Annotated in this window: 15 protein-coding genes; 2 read left to right on the forward strand and 13 right to left on the reverse strand. The window is 55.3% G+C overall.

Features of this window, described 5'->3' with window-relative positions; genetic code table 11:
• Nucleotides 1–370 precede the first annotated feature (370 nt).
• The 6 genes from HMPREF9697_RS20360 to HMPREF9697_RS08485 form a co-directional block, all read right to left on the reverse strand.
• Nucleotides 371–1072: an SIR2 family NAD-dependent protein deacylase gene (locus HMPREF9697_RS20360; protein WP_040307862.1), complete on the reverse strand. Its 702-nt coding sequence runs from the start codon at nucleotides 1070–1072 to the stop codon at nucleotides 371–373.
• 108 nt (nucleotides 1073–1180) lie between these two features.
• Nucleotides 1181–1453 (reverse strand): hypothetical protein, encoded by a 273-nt coding sequence (locus HMPREF9697_RS08465; protein ID WP_002716774.1) that lies wholly within the window; start codon nucleotides 1451–1453, stop codon nucleotides 1181–1183.
• 1541 nt (nucleotides 1454–2994) lie between these two features.
• Nucleotides 2995–4701 carry a D-lactate dehydrogenase gene (gene dld, locus HMPREF9697_RS08470; protein ID WP_002716776.1) on the reverse strand — a complete coding sequence of 569 codons (1707 nt, stop codon included), beginning with the start codon at nucleotides 4699–4701 and terminating at the stop codon, nucleotides 2995–2997.
• Between the two features lie 74 nt (nucleotides 4702–4775).
• On the reverse strand, nucleotides 4776–5600 hold the full coding sequence (locus HMPREF9697_RS21640; RefSeq protein ID WP_002716777.1) for a methyl-accepting chemotaxis protein: 825 nt from the start codon (nucleotides 5598–5600) through the stop codon (nucleotides 4776–4778).
• Between the two features lie 29 nt (nucleotides 5601–5629).
• Nucleotides 5630–6775 (reverse strand): alpha-hydroxy acid oxidase, encoded by a 1146-nt coding sequence (locus HMPREF9697_RS08480; protein ID WP_002716778.1) that lies wholly within the window; start codon nucleotides 6773–6775, stop codon nucleotides 5630–5632.
• Between the two features lie 81 nt (nucleotides 6776–6856).
• Nucleotides 6857–8512, reverse strand: coding sequence for an L-lactate permease (locus tag HMPREF9697_RS08485; RefSeq protein WP_002716779.1), 1656 nt, complete (start codon nucleotides 8510–8512; stop codon nucleotides 6857–6859).
• A 206-nt stretch (nucleotides 8513–8718) separates the two neighbouring features.
• On the opposite strand from HMPREF9697_RS08485, the gene HMPREF9697_RS08490 reads away from it, so the two are divergent.
• The gene (locus HMPREF9697_RS08490) at nucleotides 8719–9480 is read left to right on the forward strand and encodes an FCD domain-containing protein (protein WP_244597912.1); all 762 of its coding nucleotides are present in this window, start codon (nucleotides 8719–8721) and stop codon (nucleotides 9478–9480) included.
• A gap of 297 nt (nucleotides 9481–9777) precedes the next feature.
• Here the strand turns inward: HMPREF9697_RS08490 and HMPREF9697_RS08495 are convergent, their stop codons facing one another.
• The 5 genes from HMPREF9697_RS08495 to HMPREF9697_RS08515 form a co-directional block, all read right to left on the reverse strand.
• The gene (locus HMPREF9697_RS08495; RefSeq protein WP_002716781.1) at nucleotides 9778–10380 is read right to left on the reverse strand and encodes an imm11 family protein; all 603 of its coding nucleotides are present in this window, start codon (nucleotides 10378–10380) and stop codon (nucleotides 9778–9780) included.
• A 346-nt stretch (nucleotides 10381–10726) separates the two neighbouring features.
• The gene (locus HMPREF9697_RS08500; protein ID WP_002716782.1) at nucleotides 10727–10984 is read right to left on the reverse strand and encodes a hypothetical protein; all 258 of its coding nucleotides are present in this window, start codon (nucleotides 10982–10984) and stop codon (nucleotides 10727–10729) included.
• 2 nt (nucleotides 10985–10986) lie between these two features.
• Nucleotides 10987–11307 carry a hypothetical protein gene (locus HMPREF9697_RS08505; protein WP_002716783.1) on the reverse strand — a complete coding sequence of 107 codons (321 nt, stop codon included), beginning with the start codon at nucleotides 11305–11307 and terminating at the stop codon, nucleotides 10987–10989.
• Nucleotides 11308–11703: 396 nt separating this feature from the next.
• Complete coding sequence (locus tag HMPREF9697_RS08510) at nucleotides 11704–11997, reverse strand: hypothetical protein (RefSeq protein ID WP_002716784.1); 294 nt, start codon at nucleotides 11995–11997, stop codon at nucleotides 11704–11706.
• A gap of 61 nt (nucleotides 11998–12058) precedes the next feature.
• Nucleotides 12059–12418: a hypothetical protein gene (locus HMPREF9697_RS08515; protein ID WP_002716785.1), complete on the reverse strand. Its 360-nt coding sequence runs from the start codon at nucleotides 12416–12418 to the stop codon at nucleotides 12059–12061.
• A gap of 169 nt (nucleotides 12419–12587) precedes the next feature.
• Between HMPREF9697_RS08515 and HMPREF9697_RS08520 the strand changes: the two genes are divergently transcribed.
• Nucleotides 12588–13199, forward strand: coding sequence for a DsrE family protein (locus HMPREF9697_RS08520; protein WP_002716786.1), 612 nt, complete (start codon nucleotides 12588–12590; stop codon nucleotides 13197–13199).
• Between the two features lie 246 nt (nucleotides 13200–13445).
• Here HMPREF9697_RS08520 and HMPREF9697_RS08525 read toward each other — a convergent pair whose 3' ends face one another.
• Both HMPREF9697_RS08525 and HMPREF9697_RS08530 read right to left on the reverse strand, forming a co-directional pair.
• Nucleotides 13446–13739, reverse strand: coding sequence for a ribbon-helix-helix domain-containing protein (locus tag HMPREF9697_RS08525; protein ID WP_051053907.1), 294 nt, complete (start codon nucleotides 13737–13739; stop codon nucleotides 13446–13448).
• A gap of 42 nt (nucleotides 13740–13781) precedes the next feature.
• On the reverse strand, nucleotides 13782–13985 hold the full coding sequence (locus HMPREF9697_RS08530) for a hypothetical protein (RefSeq protein ID WP_147293882.1): 204 nt from the start codon (nucleotides 13983–13985) through the stop codon (nucleotides 13782–13784).
• Nucleotides 13986–14539 lie beyond the last annotated feature (554 nt).

Below are 14539 nucleotides of genomic sequence, written 5' to 3' on the forward strand. Positions count from 1 at the left end.
AATCTCAATGGAGCATGCCACAGGTTCGGCCCTATGGAGACAGAAAATCCGGTCGCGTCAGGGCCGTCCAGGCTAGACGCCCCACACGATGGGCACCAGCTCATCACCTGTAAAAACAATTTGTCCCGCCGTGGTGAGCAGACAACACCCAGACCCAGATTAAAGACGTGCTCGAAAGAGCGGTTCTGGCCGGCTGGAACCGGGAAACTCCGGGTTCACAGATGAGTATTGAATGGCGCGTCTGAAGAGATTCTGACTCTTGCTATATTCAGCGGGTGGTCGCTTCGAGTCAAAAGCAGACGCATGGCATCCCAGAGGACTGATAAGCTTTATACCATTTACTCATCAGTCAAAGTAATCGGATAGGTTGTCAGTCTGATAGCGCATCTACCCATGCAGGCACGATTTCTGTGGCAAGCCCATAGCGCGCTTCATCGAAGACACAACAATTCTCAGACGGGGCAAGATTTAGCTCATATGTCCGCACACCATGACTTGCCGCCAGTTCGACCAAACCCGCAGCCGGATAAACGGTGCCGGAGGTCCCGATAGCTACAAACAGGTCTGACCGAGTAACGGCGTCGCTAGCTTCATCCATCCCATAAGGCATTTCACCAAACCAGACGACGTTCGGGCGCAGTCTGCCTACCTCGCCACAGGCCGGACACCTATCCTTTACCCCCAAATCAGCAGTCCATACGGCAACCAGGTCACAAGCAACACATTTCACCTGCATTAATTCTCCATGAATATGGAGTACGTTGCTTGAACCTGCTCTCTCGTGAAGATCATCTACATTTTGCGTGATGATGTTTAATTCACCACCCTTCCTCGCGAGCTTTTCAGCAAGCCTAACTAGAGCGAAGTGAGCTGCATTTGCTTTGACTTCGTGAAGCAAACGCCGTCGCAAGTTGTAAAATTCATGAACCTTCTCTGGCTGCGCTTTAAATGCAGCCGGAGTTGCTAATTCCATAGGGTTAAATTTGGCCCATAGGCTCTCACCCTCACCGCGAAAGGTAAGAAGACCAGATTCTGCGCTAATCCCCGCACCAGTCAGAACACTAACTTTCACACTCGCAGTCTCTCACATACATATCTTCGTACTGATAAGCTTTCTGCTAATGCTTGGCAGTTCTGCTTTTGAAGCGGTGCAGACCAAGCTGAATGAGCAACTAACCAATCACAAAGCGTTCGAATGAAATAGGGCGCTATATTGGCTGGCCGCATATTTGATGATCACGGCCAGCGAATGACGCCAAGTCACGCTCGCAAGCACAGCGTAAAGTATCGGTACTATATTTCCGCAGCCCTTATACAGGGTCAACAGGAGCAGGCTGGCAGCGTCAGCCGTGTTCCAGCACCCGAGATTGAAGCACAGATCATCAAAACGGTGCGCGCACAGCTTGGTTAGCTCACGACTTCCATGGATGATGCGGCGCTTGTCCGGGACCATGTGGCGCGGATCGAAGTCCACTCGGGTCAGTTAGTCGTAGAGCTCTCACCTAAGTCAGGCGTCCGCTCACAACGAAAGCTGCGCGGACATCGGATCAAGATTCTCTGCCCGAAAACACTCGACCAATTCGCTCAGAAAATCGCGCCCTCCTCATTACCTCGATTGCCAGAGGCCGACGCTGGCTCAAAGAAATTATCGAAAACCCCGGGGTTACTGCTCATACTATCGCTGCACGCGAGCACTGCAGCGTACGCAAGATCAACATGACGATCTCACTTGCATTCCTTGCTCCGAACCTTGTCCGAGCAGCCATAGAATGCCGCCTGCCGCACGGTATGGGCGTGACTCGCTTATGCGGTTAGCCGTCTGAATGGTCCCGGCAACACCGCGCACGCACTTGGCCTGTCTCCAAACTAATCTCGTCACCGAGATATTTATCTCGGCGCGCTTGTCACACCTTGAACGGTCCAGACCAAAGCTTGAGCCGGCCCAGTGACATACACATAGGCCACTTGGCACGGACCGACCTCCCCCAGTGCTATGATGCACTTGGCCAGCTCGCGGCGCAGTCTTTTCCATGTCGTCTCTATTTTCCAGGAAACGAGGATTTCGGGCTGGAGACCAGCTGCCAAAATCAAGGACCTTGGCTCTCGGCACTCTTTCTGGAGACTTAAACGCGCACAATGAAGCCCACTAAATGCGGGTATTTCAGACAAGTTCAGGAAATCTCTGTTTTCTCTCGAATGTTTGGTGGGCCCGGCAGGACTGCCTCAGCCTCACAAAATCAATAACTTAGAGAAATCCGAGACATCTGATTCTCGCGATGCTTCGCGTTATTTGTCTCAGTCAAATGGTGCGCCTGAAGAGATTCGAACTCTTGCTATGCCACTTCGGATCAGAAGGGGTCATCATCCCAAACGAACAGAGCGCTCTGTTAACCATCGCGCCGGATGTATCGTTTACGAGTCTAGCTTTTTGATTTGGCGGCCTCCACGTTGATGAGGCCAGAGCGCGAGAGCTTTTGGCAGCCGCCACCCGATGCTGTAACACCGAGCGACGGCCTAACCACAACCGACTAGTTGGAGTCAGTCATGGCTGAGTGCCAGTTTATCCGCGATTCGCGGCCCCCTTCCCATCCCTTGTTGCCGATGATCGCTGCCCGTTTGAGGCGGTGCGGCCGGATCATGTTCCGTTCAGACGGCTGTATGCCCCAGGGCCTGTCCGTTCTCGGCTTCTCATCCGCCATCTAAGCCGGTTTCTCTTTCTTTAGAGAGCATCGCAAAAGGCCGCGAAGCCATTGCACGTCGTGCCAACGCCAAAGCGACGGACATCGCACCGGCCATTCGTGAACTGCAGAAATCTGGCGCGACGTCTTTGCGGGATATCGCCACTGGCCTCAACAATGCGGGAATCCCGACGCCACGCGGCGGGCAATGGTCCTCGCAGTCGCGAAGGCAATTGCATAAGCTGATCTAGGTTACGCTGGAACAGCGGGAGGCGACTTTAAATGCTCACATAGACAGATCGAACGATGGGACGCTCTAGTGCCAGTGCGCGCATTTCGAAGTCTGGCCTATTCCGGGGTTGAGACTATTGGTTGGATCAAGCCTGCGGTAGAACCCCGCCAGCTCGGGCTTGGCGTGATACAAATGGCCGACATTATGTTCGGCCGGATACTCAGCGCCACGCTTATCGAGCAGATCCCACATCTCGTGCTCGAGCGCGAGGCAGTCGTGCCCCTTTTTCACCACGTAGTCCTGATGGAAAACGTGACAGAAGAAGTGACCGTAATAGAGCTTCTTCTCAATCTTGGCGTCCATCTCCGCAGGTAAATGCTCGACCCAGTCGCGATCGTTGCGGCGTAGCGCGATGTCAAGGGCGACGATGTCTTCGACCTCGCGGGCATGGATCGCGCGATAACGCACCGCCGCTCCCGCCACCGCGAAACGGTGCAGAAAAGCAGCTGCGCCCTCCTTCGGAGTACACTCGAACATGTCACCGCGGGCGGAGGGGAAGATGCCGCTCAAATAGTCCCGTGCCTCGACGATACCCGCGCCGCCCATGCGCAGAAGTAGGTGATGTTCGTAACGATTACGGAAATCGTTCATCCGCGCCGGCAAATGCTGCGGCATGAGTCCGGCCATGGCCTGTGCGAGGTGGTCGGAGATAGTCGTCCCCAACCTCAGTCTCTCGGTCAGCGCGTCGATACGTGCCTTGGCGGCGAACAACGCAGGCATCCGGTTGGTCCCCACCTTCTGAATGAACAGGAAGGTGTCCTTGCCGTATTTTGCCGCCACGTCATAAGCTTCGCGATGAATGTATTCGCCCGAGATCGGGACGTTCTGAAAATTGGCGAGGATATAGCGACGAATTTTGGTTAGTTCAGCGGCATCATTCGTGCCTATGTAGAAGACGGCCGTCTCCTTCTCAGCTTTGAACGTGTCGAGCCGCACGGCGAAGACGGCGAGCTTGCCCGCACACCCCACCGACTCGCGAAGACGCCGCGGATCGGCATTGAACCGTGCCGGAGTCTCCGCCTCGACGTCGCGAACATGGGAGACATATTCGCGGTCGGAGGCCCAGGCGTTTGTCGGCACGGCGGCCGGCAGATCACCGCGTTCGACACGCGACAGGATCTGTTCGGGATCATCACCCAAATCCATTCCGAGATGATTAACGAGCCTGACTGAACCGTCGGCGCACACCTCTGCGTACAAGCTCATCTCTGTATAGGCGGGGCCGCGCTGGATCAGAGCGCCGCCCGAATTGTTGCAGATGCCGCCCAGCACTGAAGCTCCAATGCAGGATGAGCCAATCACCGAATGTGGCTCGCGGCCCAGTGGACTGAGGCGCTTCTCCAGCGCGTCCAATGTGGCGCCCGGCAAGCAGAGGACCTGCCGTCCATCTTCGATCAGGTGAATACCCCTCAGGCGCATCACGCTAATCAACACGATCTCGCGATCATAATCCTCGCCCCAGGGAGTAGAACCGCCTGTCAACCCGGTATTCGCCGCCTGGAAGATCATCACTCGTCCAGCCGCAACGGCAGCGTTCAGCACCTGCCACATCTCAATCAGAGAGCCGGGGCGCACCACCGCCGCCACCGGACCACAGCCACAGCGAAAACCACGCGTATAGCGCCGCGTCTTCCGACCCTCCGTCAGCACATGGGACGCCCCCACGATAGCACGCAGACGATCCAGCAAAGCGGCGCGCGACAGCTGGGCCTTGGCTTCAACTTGGATCATGGCGAATTCTTTTCTCCATCAGCAAGCGGACGCGGCAAGGACGCCGACGCGAGATCCACGCCTTCGTCACCACTTCAATGCGATTCCTGCATCACGCTCGCAATATCCGCGACAATCGCACTGACATTATTGATGCTGTTGTTCATCGCGCTCATGGCACGTCGCATTTCATCAACCGCGCCTTGCACCTTACCAATCTGGCTGCCGATATCGATCGTAGCCTTGGCTGTCTGACCCGACAACACTTTCACTTCCTGAGCGACGACAGCGAATCCAACACCCATATCTCCAGCCCGCCCGGCCTCAATTGTCGCATTCAACGCCAACAAATTCGTTTGCTTTGCGACCTTGCCGATAGTCGTGGCAACGTCGCCGATCCGCGATGTCGTTTCGCTCAGTAATAACATGGCTTTGGCGGCCTCTTCCGCCGCATTGGCTGCTATCGCCGCGACACCCGTTGCTTTCATCATCTGACGAGAGATGTGATTGGTTCGGCTGACATCTTGGATACGCAGAGCGATCACGGACCCCACAAGACTGGTAATGATGTAAGCGAAGGGGCGGACCGCATCGAGCGGACCGGCAAGGCCGTAGGAGCCGATACGCTTTCCGTCGATATTGACGGGCATGTTAATGCCTTCCCGCATACTGCCATTGCTGGCAGCGGCCATATCGGCGTTGACTTCGAACTGATCGACCTCTCCGCCCATGACTCGCGCGGCCGCTGCATGCACGGTCCCGATCCGTTCCCGCAGATTGGAGGCCAGAATGACACCTCCCTGCCCCATGAAGGAGCAGTCGAATCCCATCTTCTCCGCAACCAGATCGCAGATCTGTTGGGTATGAGAAAGATCGATAGTTCCGGATAGCTCGTCGTGACAGTCTGCCGGCGCACTCAAGGAACATCTCCTTGTTTCAATGCAGGGCGCTATCTGAAGCGCAGGTTTTCTCGTGATAGCTGGCTGATCGAGGTGCATCCCATCAGCTTCATGTCGCGCTCGAGTTCGGTCCGCAGCAGGCCAAGCGCACGCTCCACACCGGGTTGGCCGGCGGCGGCGAGCGGATAAAGATAATAGCGTCCGAGACCCACCGCCTTGGCACCCAGCGAGAGTGCCTTGAGGATGTGTGTGCCACGCTGGATACCTCCATCCATCATGACGTCAATGCGGTCGCCTACGGCATCGACGACTTCGGCGAGATGGTCGAAAGGAGCGCGCGAGCCGTCGAGCTGCCGGCCGCCATGATTTGAGAGGATAATCCCCGCACAACCGATATCGGCCGCACGCCTGGCATCTTCGACCGATATGATACCCTTGAGACAGAACGGCCCGTTCCAGCTCTGCACCATCTCGGCCACATCGTCCCAGTTCATCGAGGGGTCCAGCATGTCCGTGAAATAGCGGCCGATCGACATCGCCCCGCCACTCATGTCGACGTGATCTTCCAGTTGCGGCAGCTTGAAGCGCTCGTGAGTGACATACTGGAGTCCCCACATCGGCTTAATCGCAAATTGCAGCATGCCGGCAGGAGTCAGGCGAAAGGGAATGCTGAAGCCCGTGCGCAGATCGCGCTCGCGATTGCCACCGGTGATGCTGTCCACCGTCAGCATCATGACTTCGACACCCGCCTCCTTGGCTCGCTGCATCATGGCGCGATTGAGACCGCGGTCCCGGTGGAAGTAGAACTGATAGATTTGCGGCGTGTCGTGGGTTTTGCGCAGCTCTTCGAGACTCACCGTGCCGAGGGAAGAGACACCGAACAACGTCCCAAGCTTCGCCGCCGCGGCTGCAACCGCGCGCTCGCCCTGGTAGTGAAACAATCGCTGCAGCGCGGTTGGCGAACAGTAGAACGGCGTGGCAAGCTTCTGGCCCATCACGGTTACTGACAGGTCGATCTCGCGCACGCCCCGCAATACATTGGGGACTAGATCGCAATCCTCGAAGCTCCTGCTGTTGCGCCGCTGGCTGCACTCGTCGTCAGCTCCACCGTCGATGTAATCAAAAATCGGCCCCGGCAACCGCTGACGCGCGAGCCGCCGGAAGTCATGGAAATTGTGACATTGATTCAGGCGCATAGCCGACCTCTAGACCATCGTTTGACTATCAAGGGATCTTCCAGAGAAAGAGGCGGGGGAGACCATCCCCCGCCTCCCTCATCAGTGCACGAGGAGACTCAACGGCCAGAGATAGGCCTGACCGAGCACCAGGAAGCCGACAAGGACGGCCAGTGCCAGGCTGTGAAAGAAAACAAAGCGCAGAATGGTGCCTTCGTGCCCGTACCATTTGGTCGCGGTCGACGCGACAACGATACTCTGGGCGTCGATCATCTTACCCATCACACCACCGGAACTGTTGGCAGCCGCCATCAGCACCGGGTTCAAACCCAGTTGTTGGGCGCTGATTTTCTGCAGCCCGCCGAACAGTACATTCGAAGACGTATCTGAGCCCGTAAGAGCAACACCGAGCCAACCGATCATGGCGCCGAAGAACGGGTAGAGAACTCCGGTCTTGGCCATGGCAAGGCCGAGTGTGGCATCAGTGCCCGAGTACTTGGTCACGAAGCCGAGCGCCAGCATGCAGGCGATCGTTAGCAACGAGTAGCGGACGAGAACCAGGGTCTTTCCGAACACTCTGGCAAGGCCAAGTGGGCTGTAGCCGAGAAGGAAGCCAGACACGAGCGCCGAGAGGAAAATACCCGTGCCAGCCGCTGACAGGATATTGAATGCGTAGACCGCTCCCTCCGGGGTTAGCTTCGCCACAACCGGAGGAGCCTTCAGGATTAGGTTATGAAGCCCTTCAACCGGAACGCGACCTATCCAGATGCTATCAAGCCAAGCTTTGATCTGAGGCGTGCCCCACGCGAATACAAACAAGGAGAGAACAATCCAAGGCATCCACGCTCGAGCAACAGCGCCAGCCGAGGTCTTATCGGCCTGATGCTCGTGCTCTTCTTCCTTTTGAACTTTTCTAAATCTCTCGGGCATCTCTTTCAAAATGCGCTTGGGCTGCCAGACTTGCAGGAATGCCCACAGGCAAAGCATCGATGAGATCGCTGCGATAACGTCGACAAGCCATGGCCCGTGGAAGTTGGACACTAGATATTGAGGAACCGCGAATGAAACGCCGGCAACGAGAATAGCGGGCCATATCTCAATCATCTTGCGGAAGCCGACGAAGGCCCAGATCAGCCAGAACGGGACTATCAAAGAGAAGAATGGTAGCTGCCGTCCGATCATGCCAGAGAGCGCTTGAAGATCGAGGCCGGTCACCGCAGCAAGCGCAATGACCGGCGTTCCCAATGCGCCGTAAGCAACCGGCGCAGTATTTGCAATAAGCGACAAACCCGAAGCAGCAAGCGGCGAGAAGCCGAGACCTATGAGCATTGCCGCGGTGACGGCAACCGGTGTGCCGAAACCAGCCGCGCCTTCAAAAAAGGCACCGAGCGAAAATGCGATGAAGAGCAGTTGCAGTCGCCGGTCATCGCTAAGGCTGCTGATCGAGCGCTGTAGAACCTCGAACTCGCCTTTTTCGTTGGTAAGCTGATAGAGAAAGATGATGTTGAGCACCAACCAGCCGATCGGAAGCACGCCAAACGCGGCGCCGTAAGCGGCGGAAAGGCCTGCCAGCTTCACCGGCATGCCGAAACCTAGAACTGCGACAACCAGCGCGGCAACCAGCCCTAATATCGCGGCCCAATGCGCCTTGATCTCGAAAATGGCGATCGCGCCCAGCAGCACGATGACCGGCAGCGCTGCCACCGCCGTCGAAAGCCAAGGGTTGTTAAAGGGGTCGTAAACTTGGGTCCACGTCACTAAGGCCTCCTCATGTTTTCTTGTAAAAAATTATCTTTGGTCATGTTATTTTAACATTTATTCGTTTGGTAAAATTGATTTACCACAACTGTCAATTATAAATTTAAAAGACCATTCGCGAAGAAGCATCGCCATGCTTGACCGACCTCCCCTTTAGTTCATAGTGACGCCAGATTCGCTCGATTTACCAAAGGGGTGGGAGTGTCTTGAGCAACGTTGTGCGAGGACCGAAAGTCTCAGAAGCGATGGCCGCGCACATCGAAAAGCTGATCCTGGAAGGCGTGTTGCGGCCGGGCGAAAAACTCGCGCCAGAACGTGAGCTTGCCGAGAAGCTGGAGATATCACGCCCATCGCTCCGTGAAGCAATTGAGATCCTCGAGGGACGCGGTTTATTGGCCAGCGGCCGATCAGGGACATTCGTCGCGCAATTCCTCACGCCGCTCTTTCAGCCACTTGCAACCCTGTTGCAGGATAGGCCGCGGGTAACCGCCGATTATTTCGAATTCCGCCGCATTCAGGAAGTGAACGCGGCGCGATTCGCGGCCATGCGCGCCACCGATGTAGACCGACAAGCGATCCAGCAATGCATGCAGCGAATGCAGAAGGCCCATCGGCTGGAGGATCCGACGCAAGAAGGTGATGCAGACGTTGATCTTCATCTTTTAATCTATGAAGCGAGCCATAATGTGGTTCTGCTGCACATTATGCGCGCACTCGCGGATCTTCTACGCAACGATATCTTCTACAATCGTGCGCAACTCTATCTGCGAGAGGGCGTCCGGCATCAATTGCTTGAACAGCACCTCGCAATTGCGCAAGCCGTGATCGCAGGTAAAGCCAAGGACGCCGAAGCCGCTGCCGCGCAGCACATCCGCTTTACTTTTGAAACAGTCGAAGAGATCCGGCGCGACAGCTTGCGGCTGGAAACGTCACTCAGCCGCGTGAACCGCAGCGACTTCCTAGCCTAGCCATATGACCTGCGGGAGATAAGCTGGGCATCATCGCCAGTTATCTCACAATCTCACATGATTGATCGCAACGAACTAGCGCCTTGATCCCGGGTTTACATCTGGAGCCGCGAAGGTCAGCCGCGGAGTATTTGACCCGCATTTAAAACCGGAAATCTCGCGCGAGACACGGAACAGGTCAGATACTGTCCTTCAGTAATCGGATGCTTGATGAGGACCGACAAAGGAGGACAACCGTCGCAAGAGAAAACAGCGAGTTGTAGCCTCCTGGCCGGTCGTTATCGATATGCACGCTTGCTAATCATCCTGATACTCGTGGAAGCGAAGACCGGTCAGCCTGGCTTCGGCAAGCGCCTCTGCAACAAGCGTCGAGCAGAACACGGATCCGCGCATGTCGGGATCCGTCCAGATCGGCGCATCACCAATGACCGCTTTGTTGAACACGCATCGGTCGCCGACCGCGGTACGCCACCGACCGCACTCCGTGCGTAACGGCGTCAGCGCACTTTCGTGGAGACTGTGGAGTCGCCGACAGATGACGAACCAATAGTGCCGAGCAAATGGTGCGCTCGCTTTGGCTCGATGAATGTCGACCGGCAAAAATTGATGGACACCGGGGTCGCGCTTTTCAACCACGTGTCGGAACGCCTCGGATACGATCGGGCTGCCGACAGCAATGACATAATCGAGGATCGGCTGCGCCTGGCTTTCCCAACACACCATCCGCGGGACGGTGTCTGGGTTGACAGGATAGCCCTGCAGCATCTTATTTGCGGCGTTGTGCAGGCGACGATCGACAGCGTCCGAATCGCGATACTGAACATCAAGGATTGGGCGCCTGGAGTCGGTGCTAATCCTCCCAACTCCGAATGCTTCATTGTCGCCAAGACCATAGATCATTCGCACGCCTGCCAGCCGCCTTGACGAGTCCACCTTGCCTTCTGCTCGCATCGACGGTTTGCAGCCAGCAGTCTTCCAGGATTCCGAGCCTCAACAGCTAGAGTCCCCGGTGGTCATCATCGCATTATCGTGCGGCACAAAACTCATGAGTTGTACCAATATGACGGATTAGATTTTCTGATTTTATGCCGTGCACTGGCCGGCGGCCGACGAGGAGAAAGGCCGGGAGTACATAAAGTCGCGCCGGAATCCGGTCGCGCTGAGGATTTCGGCTGCCGGCTCCATCAAGCGCCGGGTGCGATTGCTGCCGCCGCTCACGCCACGCCGTGCAGACAAAGAGAGAGTCTCACTCGCGACGCTTTCGAATGCTCTTCATAAGTCGGAACATCACGAATAGAGCGGAAGCAACGTACAAAAATCCGCCGATGAACATGATGCCGTAAACGCCGGCGAACAATTCGCGGTCTTCTCGGTAACGGTCTGGCGTGCCGGTGACGGGGTAAACATAAGCGGCGATCAGCCCACCTATTCCGTAGCCGACGATAAGACAGACCGGCACGAGGACGAAAAGACTGCCGATGAAAACGACGATCAGCTTTACCATCGCTACGCATTCTCAAAATCAGCGAACGCGTCAAGCGTGAAGCGTTCGGATTGGGCATAGCGTCGATGCCAGTTCATCTGCGCATTCGCTTCGTTCTGGTGGCCATAGCACCAACCCCTCTCATTGAGAACGGCGCCATAGATCGCAGCGATTTTCACGCGACGGCGACGCGAACATCTTTGCTCCGACTGCGCAGGCAGACGTTCCCCCGCCTCTTCCCGCGGAAGCGTGAAGGTCTCCCGGACATAATAGTCGTCGGCCGCGGCCCGTTTCTTGCGCCGGGATAGGCTCTCAGCTAGGTCTTTGGGTGATTTGTAGGCCATCGCAAATCAAATAGTTTCCGCCATCCCTGGAACAAGCATTTAGCCCTCGGATTATAGGCCGGGAGCCTAAGCATTATGCCTATTTTTCGATACTTTACAGTCGTCGGTTCATGCCTACTGGCATTGCTATTTTTGACTGGTTCGTACCTTCCGCCATCGCCGCAACAAACTTCTGATTTCCAAATCGACAAAACTGCAATCCGGATAACCAGCGAGGCGCGGACACTGCCTCCGGTTGTTATCGGAAATCCGGAATGAGCGAATCTCAGATCTTTCCGCACGCCAATTCTCAACAACAGAAAAAAGGCGTGGGAACATCTTCCCCCGCCCTTTTTCAGCGATCACAAGTTTGATTGATTACGAGGCGTCCTGTCGCAGGCTATCTCATTCGAAACATCACTGCTCCGACTGCGTCAAAGCGACCACGGTACCAGTGGGTTCCGGCTCGTGAGGTTTTAGACTGCCGAAGGTTTCGTCGTTCCAGTCGGCCAGACTGACAACCGAACCGGCCTGAGCTTCTGCTTCCATAGATCCTGTCGGCTCAAATACCTTTAGACCGACCTCATCAACAAAGAAGGTATGATCACCGAACACCTCACTCAATTTGCCAACCGCTGGATGGTTGTCCGGAAGAACTTGCGCGTTCATCTGGTTCAGGGTCTGCTTCACCTGCGTCGCGTTAAGTTTCATGGCTTCTCCCGCTAGATTCGAACAGAGCTTAGCTCGCGCTTCACCCACCGTGGTCGTCTGATCAGGCAGCCTTCCTCGTGAACATAGTCAGAGTATTATTGCCATCGACATTTACGGCGACAACCTGTGCAGAATTGCGCCCTTTCGCTTTGAGTGCAGAGACGGCCTCAGGCATTGCGTCGATCGACTCTCGGAGTGATTTTAGATCCTCTTGCTTTGTATTTGCCAAAACCACGTCAACCTTTGAACGCATGTCTGGCGGCAGATCTTCGACATCTACTACTTGAATACTGCGTATCGTAACCCTTTCCTGCTGCGTTTTCTTCTCTTGATTTGGCGATCCAGGAGTGCTTTGCGCCATGATAGGCGACACTCCCATGAAAAGCGACGCAACCACGATCGGCATTGCCAAGGCTCGCATGAACTGCTCCCTCTTTCATTTTGGATGAAGCTACAGTTTAGAAGCAGAAGATGGTGCATGACCGTTAATTGCGTGACCATTCAGTGGATACAGAGTGGCGATAGTGTGCTTGCCTCCGCAACACACAATCGACTAGCCTTAACTAAAATGACCCGATCTCGATTCCGTCATGCATCACGGCGGCACTTCGCCATTAAAAGAAAGCTTTCACAAAATGTCCCGCGCCATTGCTAGTGCTCTGTTGTTTGCGAGCTCAATCATCATTACCAGCGCTGCTCACGCACAAGATGCTCAAGGGCCGTATGGAACGGCGAAATTTGAGAGCTACGCCGATATAGATACCGTCAAGCAGCTAGAGGTGGTCTGGGATTTCAACTTTCAGGATCCAAAGATGGTCAATGTGGCGCTCAACAATCTGAGTGCACTGATGAAGGCGACCTCTGATTTTGGCCCAAAAGAGATTGATCCGGTCAAGGTGGTTATCGTTTCTCATGGCCCCGAAGTGGTGCTGTGGGCAAAGAAAAATTACACAAAGTACAAGAATATTGTCGACCGCGCTGCAAGCTTTGCCAAGCAGGGCGTGCGCTTCGAGATTTGTCGTAATGACGCGGCTGCTCTTGGCTTCAAACCTGAGGACCTTCACGGATTCGTAACGGTGATCCCTGCCGGGCCCTATGCGCTAACCTACTGGCAGAACAAGGGCTACGCTTATATTGCGGTGGGGGCGACGATGCCGACGCCACCAATTAGCGACTACAACAAGGCAGACCTTGGAAAATAGAGATCAGCCTGCCCTAGCCGCAATGCTGTTTCGCATCTCGCGAGAGGCGCAGCGTTGGAAATGCTTGTGGGATCGTTTCTAATAGTTGCTGCTGGGGTCATTTGTTTTTTTATGCCTACCCCCAATCACCGTCTTCTAAACCTCGGATGCGGAGCCGCGAGCATGGCGCTTCACGTTGCGCCGAAACACTGCGATTGAACAGTTAAACACCTGTTTAGCAAGGCCTCAACCATCCGGCCAGAACGCTTAATGGTGCGCGCCGTTCCGAAGGGGTGATATCATCGAATGATAATGATTGAGTACGAACAGCCGGACTGCTGAGGACAAATTTCCACCACGCCTGCGCTGGCCATCGATCTCGCTGGCCAGTGCGGACAACGTCATCCCGTGCATTGACGAGATGTCCTTCATGCCTGTCCAGAACGCCTCTTCTACGCTGATATCGGTCTGGTGACGGGAGATAACGACGAAGCATTTAACAATAGGAGACTTCGTCGAGGCTTTTCGTCCTCCCCCTGATCGGCGATCGATACCCAGCATCCAACAACAGAGATTTGACACCAATAAATTTCGTATCGCTCCCTAAGTGGCATTCTGCTCATAATCCGCGATAGCCGCGCGCACAACATCATCCATAATCGAAGCTGGCCAAATTCCAGCGTGGATGCCGAGCAATTGCAAAATTTGATACGGCTCCAACCGCCCAGAAACAGGGCATGGCTCTTGAGCAGCGATGGCCTTCGCCGTCGTGTCGAGTATGTCATCGCTGATATAGGTATTCCGCAAAATCCCCGTCCTGCTTGCGTATAGAAATCGAGTTAAGCGGCTCATGACTCCTCGCGGAGATTCACAAAGCCGCTGCAGTTCGAGGCAAGGAAGCCTTTCCGATGCCTTTCAAGTCAGTACGATCTCTTAATCAGCAATTGTGGGAAGAATGAGCCACCACCGATCCGTGTTCGCTTGGCCGTTCCGCACTCATAACACCAATGATCGCCAAGCAACGGTTAGTTGGGATGATGCCACACGCGAGGCGCGCAATCTCACGTACAATACCCAGCCAACTTCGTTTCAATTGACCGCTGGCATCGCTTTGGCTTGATGATTATTCTATGCAAGAGGTGATTGGGACAACTATTCGATTCTACGCCTGATTTGGCACATGCGAAGCTTCAAGCCAACTCCGGCCCGTTGCCACGAAGTCGAGGTTATCGCAAACCTCCTGCAGCCGTTTCCTGGCAATGAAGAACTAGCACCGGCTGTCCATCTTCTGTCATTAGACAGGCTATGAACGCCCGCTTTACACCAGAAGCAGACTTACTTCTTAATAATGGAGCCCTTCA

The organism is Afipia felis ATCC 53690, assembly GCF_000314735.2.
In the GTDB taxonomy this organism is placed as follows: domain Bacteria; phylum Pseudomonadota; class Alphaproteobacteria; order Rhizobiales; family Xanthobacteraceae; genus Afipia; species Afipia felis.

Bases quoted from the DNA above. Each gene is read 5' to 3' on its own strand.
- HMPREF9697_RS08465 (WP_002716774.1), bottom strand. From the start codon at position 1,453: ATGGTCCCGGACAAGCGCCGCATCATCCATGGAAGTCGTGAGCTAACC.
- dld (WP_002716776.1), bottom strand. From the start codon at position 4,701: ATGATCCAAGTTGAAGCCAAGGCCCAGCTGTCGCGCGCCGCTTTGCTG.
- HMPREF9697_RS08480 (WP_002716778.1), bottom strand. From the start codon at position 6,775: ATGCGCCTGAATCAATGTCACAATTTCCATGACTTCCGGCGGCTCGCG.
- HMPREF9697_RS08495 (WP_002716781.1), bottom strand. From the start codon at position 10,380: ATGATCTATGGTCTTGGCGACAATGAAGCATTCGGAGTTGGGAGGATT.
- HMPREF9697_RS08500 (WP_002716782.1), bottom strand. From the start codon at position 10,984: ATGGTAAAGCTGATCGTCGTTTTCATCGGCAGTCTTTTCGTCCTCGTG.
- HMPREF9697_RS08505 (WP_002716783.1), bottom strand. From the start codon at position 11,307: ATGGCCTACAAATCACCCAAAGACCTAGCTGAGAGCCTATCCCGGCGC.
- HMPREF9697_RS08510 (WP_002716784.1), bottom strand. From the start codon at position 11,997: ATGAAACTTAACGCGACGCAGGTGAAGCAGACCCTGAACCAGATGAAC.
- HMPREF9697_RS08515 (WP_002716785.1), bottom strand. From the start codon at position 12,418: ATGCGAGCCTTGGCAATGCCGATCGTGGTTGCGTCGCTTTTCATGGGA.
- HMPREF9697_RS08520 (WP_002716786.1), top strand. From the start codon at position 12,588: ATGCATCACGGCGGCACTTCGCCATTAAAAGAAAGCTTTCACAAAATG.
- HMPREF9697_RS08525 (WP_051053907.1), bottom strand. From the start codon at position 13,739: ATGCTGGGTATCGATCGCCGATCAGGGGGAGGACGAAAAGCCTCGACG.